Source organism: Oscillibacter sp. KLE 1745, from assembly GCF_000469445.2.
GTDB lineage: Bacteria > Bacillota > Clostridia > Oscillospirales > Oscillospiraceae > Oscillibacter > Oscillibacter welbionis.
In genome coordinates, this window is the sequence record NZ_KI271709.1 from 13,823 (window position 1) to 18,537 (window position 4,715).

The window sequence follows — 4,715 nt, forward strand, 5'->3', positions numbered from 1 at the left end:
CGGCGGCGGGCCGCCGCCTGTCCGGGCGGCAGGGCGCCGAAGGCGCTGTCCAGGTGGAAGTCCGCGCCGTGCAGAAACCGGATCATCCCTGCTCCTCGGGCCGCCAGCCCTTGCACACATCCACCCACGCGGCAAAGTTGGAGGCGTACCGCTCCAGCTCGTCGCAGGTCATCTCCACGGCGCTGTTGCTGCTGCCTGCGGCGGGGAACACCGTCTCGAACCGCTTCATGGACACATCCAGGTACACCTTCACATCCTCCGGCAGGGCAAAGGGGCACACGCCGCCCACGTCGTGGCCGATCAGCTCGTGGGCCTCCTCATGGGTCAGCATTTTGGCCTTGGTGTGGAACTGGGCCTTGTAGCGGCTGTTGTCCACCTTGGCGTCCCCCGCCACCACAATGATGATGGGCTTGTCCTCCACCTTGAAGCTAAGGCTCTTGGCAATGCGGGCGCCCTCCACACCCACGGCCACCGCCGCCAGCTCCACCGTGGCGGAGGAGACATCGAACTCCCGGATTCGCTCTTCGATGCCGAGGGGCTTGAAATATGCTCTGACTTTTTCAATGGACATGATGGTTCGTTCCTCTCTATCTGAAATTTTAACCAGCCGGTTTGAAATCGTCCCGGTCACCGTACGTCGATCCGCTCCACGGCGGTGCACAGTCCGGTGGCGCTGTCCAGCGTGAAGATGGCCCCCTGGAGCTTGGCGGGTCCCTCCGGCGCCCGGTAGCGGCCCGGAAGGCCGCCCAGGAATCCCTCCACGGACTGCCGGGGGTCGATGCCCAGCACCGACTCGATGGACCCGGTCATTCCCAAATCCGTAATATAGCCCGTGCCTCTGGGACACACCCGCTCGTCGGCGGTGGGCACGTGGGTATGGGTCCCCCACAGGGCGGACACCCGCCCGTCCAGATAGTAGCCCATGGCCAGTTTCTCACTGGTTGCCTCCGCGTGGAAGTCCACCAGGGTGAAGTCCGCCGCGTCTCTCTCCAGCAGCCGGTCCGCCGCCGTGAAGGGGTTGTCCGCCCCCCAGGCCAGGTCGCACCGGCCGATCAGGTTCAGCACCCGGATCCGGACGCCGCCCAGGTCGTAAACACCGCAGCCCCGGCCCGGGGCCCGGCCGGTGTAGTTGGCGGGCCGCAGCAGCCAGGGCGCGTCCTCCAGGAAATCCGCAATCTGGCTCTTGCCGAAGGCGTGGTTCCCCAAGGTCACCACGTCGGCACCGGCGTCGTAGATCCGCTCCGCCTGGTCGCGGGTCAGCCCCACTCCGGCGGCATTCTCGCCGTTCACCACCGTGAAGTCGATGGTCTTCCACTTCTGGAGGGGCCGCAGGTGCCGCTCCAGATGGCGGAGGCCGGGCTCCATCACCACGTCGCCCACTGCCAGAATGTGATACAGCATAGCGCGCCTCCCGTCTTTACAATCTAATGTGTTAGTATACCAAAAACCATCCCGCTTGCAAAGAAAAACCGAAAATTTTTCCGCCGCCGTTGCGTTTCCTCCAGTCATCCCTTATAATGATTCCGGACACTATAAGAAATTCTGATTGCTGGAGGGATGATCCATGGCGGTCAAGCTGGAGCTGTACCGAGTGTTCAAAGAGGTGGCGGAGACGGGCAACATCTCCCTGGCGGCAAAAAACCTCTACATCTCCCAGTCGGCGGTGAGCCAGTCTATCAAGCAGCTGGAGACGGCGCTCCAGGCCCGCCTGTTCGCCCGCAGTCCCCGGGGCGTCTCCCTCACCTGGGAGGGGCAGATGCTCTACCAGTATGTCCGCAGCGCCCTGGGGCTGCTGGCCACAGGGGAGGACAAGCTGTCCCAGGCCCAGCAGCTGTTGCTGGGCACCCTGACCATCGGCGCCAGCGACACTGTCACCAGCTTTTTCCTGACGCCATATTTGGAGGCCTTCCACCGCCAGCACCCGGGCATCCGGCTGAAGATTGTCAGCGGCCGCAGCGCCAAGGTGCTGAGCATGCTGAAATCCGGCGCTGTGGACATCGCCTTCGCCTCCTCCCCCACGGACCCCGCCGCGCTGCATACCTGGTCCTGCTTCGCCACCCACTCCGTCTTTGTGGCGGGCAGCGGCTACGACTGTGACTTCGACCACGTGTACACCCGGCAGGAGATCGCGGAGTTCCCCCTGATCCTGCTGGAGCGCAAGGCCAGCAGCCGGGTGTTTCTGGAGCAGTACTTTCTGCAAAGCGGTATCACCCTGACGCCGGAAATCGAGCTCTCCTCCCGGAGCCTCCTGGTATCCCTGGCCCGGATCGGCCTGGGGGTGGCCGGTGTGACGCTGGAGTTTGTGCAGAAGGCCCTGGACAGCGGGGACATCCGCCTGCTGAAAACCGACTTCACCATTCCCGCCCGCAGCGTGGACATGTGCACCCTGCGGGACGTGACGCCCACCGCCGCGGCCTCCGCCTTTATGGAGATGGTCCGGCAGGACGCCCGGTGACGGCCATGGAACAGCTGTTTCTGATCCTGGAGCTGGTTGGGACGCTCGCTTTTGCCGCCTCCGGCGCCATCACCGGCCTGAAAAAGAACATGGACGTTTTCGGCGTCTGCATCCTGGGCCTCACCACCGCAGTGGGCGGCGGCGTCATCCGGGACCTGCTCTTGGGCATCACGCCGCCGGGCACCTTCCAGGATCCCATCTACGCCGTGGTGGCCCTGCTGACCTCCCTGGTGCTGTTTCTGCCCCGCATCCGGCGGCTCCTCATGTGGGACCAGCGGCTCTACGACTTGGTGCTGCTGATTATGGACTCCGCAGGCCTTGGCATCTTCACCGTGGCGGGCATCCGCATCGCCTATGAACACGCGGCCCGCCCCACCCTGTTCCTGCTGGTGTTTGTGGGCGTGGTTACCGGCGTGGGCGGCGGCGTGCTGCGGGACGTGCTGGCCGGGGACACGCCCTACATTTTCGTCAAGCATGTCTATGCCTCCGCCTCCCTGGCCGGGGCGCTGGCCTGCGTGGTCCTCTGGCCCCTGGCGGGAGAGATGGCCGCCATGCTCTGCGGCAGTGCGCTTGTGGTCGCCGTCCGCATCCTCTCCGCCCACTTCCGCTGGAACCTGCCTCACGCCCATGACTGAACAAACGGCCTCTCCGGATCGGGAGAGGTCGTTTTCTGTCCGGGGGACTCTTTTACAGGCCGTCAATGTTCGAGCCCGGATCCGCCGCTTTTCCCACGCCGCCCAGTGGAGATGCCAGGTTCTCTTCTCCATCTCTGCCATCCATGCCGGGATCGTATCTATACCCTCCGCCTTCCTGACAAAATAAACAGAAATTGAAATCAGGTTTCTAAGCAGCGGAAATGGGCACTCTGTTGCAAAAGAGGGTTGTGCTGTCCCAGTTTTTTTGATATACTAGATTGGTTTTCGGCCATTTCGGGCGGTCTTTCCGCCGAATGGCCCTGCACAACAGTTCACCAAGCAAAGGAGCGCGTATATGAAGCAGAAAAAAATTCCTCTCTCCCTCCAAATCTTTCTGGCGCTGGGGCTAGGCATCGCGGTCGGCATGGCCTTCACGGGAAATCCCACCTTTGCCGTCAGCTATATCAAGCCCTTCGGCACCATTTTCCTGAACCTGCTGAAGTTCGTGGTGGTGCCCATCGTCTTTTTCTCCATTCTCTCCGGCATCATCTCCATGAGCGATATCCGCAAGGTGGGTTCCATCGGCGTCAAAACGCTGGTGTATTATACCTGCACCACTGCCGGGGCCATCGTGCTGGCCATGTTCCTGGCCAACCTGTTCAAGGGCTTCTTCACGGTCATCAACCCCACCGGTGTCACCTTTGAGCCCGGTGAGACCGCCAGCTTCATGGACACGCTGGTGGACATCTTCCCCTCCAACATCATCGCCCCCTTTGCCAACGCCTCCATGCTGCAGGTGATCGTGGCGGCGCTGCTGTTCGGCTTCGGCATCCTGGCCGCCGGAGAGAAGGGACGGCCCGCAGCGGCGCTGGTCGACAGCCTTACAGAGGTCTGCATGAAGGTCATGGACATCATCCTGCGCCTCTCCCCCATCGGCGTGTTCTGCCTGATCCTGCCGGTGGTGGCGGAAAACGGTCCCCAGATCCTGGGCAATCTGGGCCTGGTGCTGCTGTGCGCCTATATCGGGTACTTCCTCCACGCCGTCATCGTCTACTCTGCCACGGTAAAGGCCCTGGGCGGCGTGAGTCCGCTGGCCTTCTTCAAGGGGATGTTCCCGGCCATGGCCATGGCGTTCTCCTCTGCCTCCTCCGTGGGCACCCTGCCTTTGAACCTGGAGTGCACGGAGCGGCTGGGCGCCCGGCGGGACATCGCCAGCTTCGTCCTGCCCCTGGGCGCCACCATCAACATGGACGGCACCGCCATCTACCAGGGCGTGTGCGCCGTGTTCATCGCCACCTGCTACGGAGTGGACCTGACCCTGGGCCAAATGATCACCATTGTGCTCACCGCCACCCTGGCCTCCATCGGAACCGCGGGTGTCCCCGGCTCCGGCGTGGTGATGCTGACCATGGTGCTGGAGAGCGTGAATCTGCCGGTGGCAGGCATCGGCCTGGTCATCGGCGTGGACCGCATCTTCGACATGGGCCGCACCACGGTGAACATCACGGGCGACGCTGCCTGCGCCCTGGTGGTCTCCAACCTGGAGAAAAAAGCGGAGGCCCGACGGGCTGCCCGCAGGCCCCGGGCCTGACCCCAGCCGAAAACGAGCGCGGCGCGGAACAAAT

5 protein-coding genes are annotated in these 4,715 nt (G+C 63.4%); 3 read left to right on the top strand and 2 right to left on the bottom strand.

Annotation, left to right across the window (positions count from 1 at the left end; all coding sequences use genetic code 11):
* Positions 1-82: 82 nt before the first annotated feature.
* Complete coding sequence (locus HMPREF1546_RS05950; RefSeq protein WP_021751773.1) at positions 83-571, bottom strand: YbaK/EbsC family protein; 489 nt, start codon at positions 569-571, stop codon at positions 83-85.
* Positions 572-627: 56 nt separating this feature from the next.
* Positions 628-1,401, bottom strand: a complete 774-nt coding sequence (locus tag HMPREF1546_RS05955) for a TIGR00282 family metallophosphoesterase (protein WP_021749700.1) — start codon at positions 1,399-1,401, stop codon at positions 628-630.
* A gap of 163 nt (positions 1,402-1,564) precedes the next feature.
* On the opposite strand from HMPREF1546_RS05955, the gene HMPREF1546_RS05960 reads away from it, so the two are divergent.
* The 3 genes from HMPREF1546_RS05960 to HMPREF1546_RS05970 all read left to right on the top strand — a co-directional run bounded on the left by HMPREF1546_RS05960 (position 1,565) and on the right by HMPREF1546_RS05970 (position 4,681).
* The gene (locus tag HMPREF1546_RS05960; protein WP_021749699.1) at positions 1,565-2,455 is read left to right on the top strand and encodes a LysR family transcriptional regulator; all 891 of its coding nucleotides are present in this window, start codon (positions 1,565-1,567) and stop codon (positions 2,453-2,455) included.
* Between the two features lie 5 nt (positions 2,456-2,460).
* Positions 2,461-3,090 carry a trimeric intracellular cation channel family protein gene (locus HMPREF1546_RS05965; RefSeq protein ID WP_021749698.1) on the top strand — a complete coding sequence of 210 codons (630 nt, stop codon included), beginning with the start codon at positions 2,461-2,463 and terminating at the stop codon, positions 3,088-3,090.
* A 355-nt stretch (positions 3,091-3,445) separates the two neighbouring features.
* Positions 3,446-4,681 (top strand): dicarboxylate/amino acid:cation symporter, encoded by a 1,236-nt coding sequence (locus tag HMPREF1546_RS05970; RefSeq protein WP_021749696.1) that lies wholly within the window; start codon positions 3,446-3,448, stop codon positions 4,679-4,681.
* Positions 4,682-4,715 lie beyond the last annotated feature (34 nt).

Bases quoted from the DNA above. Each gene is read 5' to 3' on its own strand.
- HMPREF1546_RS05965 (WP_021749698.1), top strand. From the start codon at position 2,461: ATGGAACAGCTGTTTCTGATCCTGGAGCTGGTTGGGACGCTCGCTTTT.
- HMPREF1546_RS05970 (WP_021749696.1), top strand. From the start codon at position 3,446: ATGAAGCAGAAAAAAATTCCTCTCTCCCTCCAAATCTTTCTGGCGCTG.
- HMPREF1546_RS05955 (WP_021749700.1), bottom strand. From the start codon at position 1,401: ATGCTGTATCACATTCTGGCAGTGGGCGACGTGGTGATGGAGCCCGGC.
- HMPREF1546_RS05960 (WP_021749699.1), top strand. From the start codon at position 1,565: ATGGCGGTCAAGCTGGAGCTGTACCGAGTGTTCAAAGAGGTGGCGGAG.
- HMPREF1546_RS05950 (WP_021751773.1), bottom strand. From the start codon at position 571: ATGTCCATTGAAAAAGTCAGAGCATATTTCAAGCCCCTCGGCATCGAA.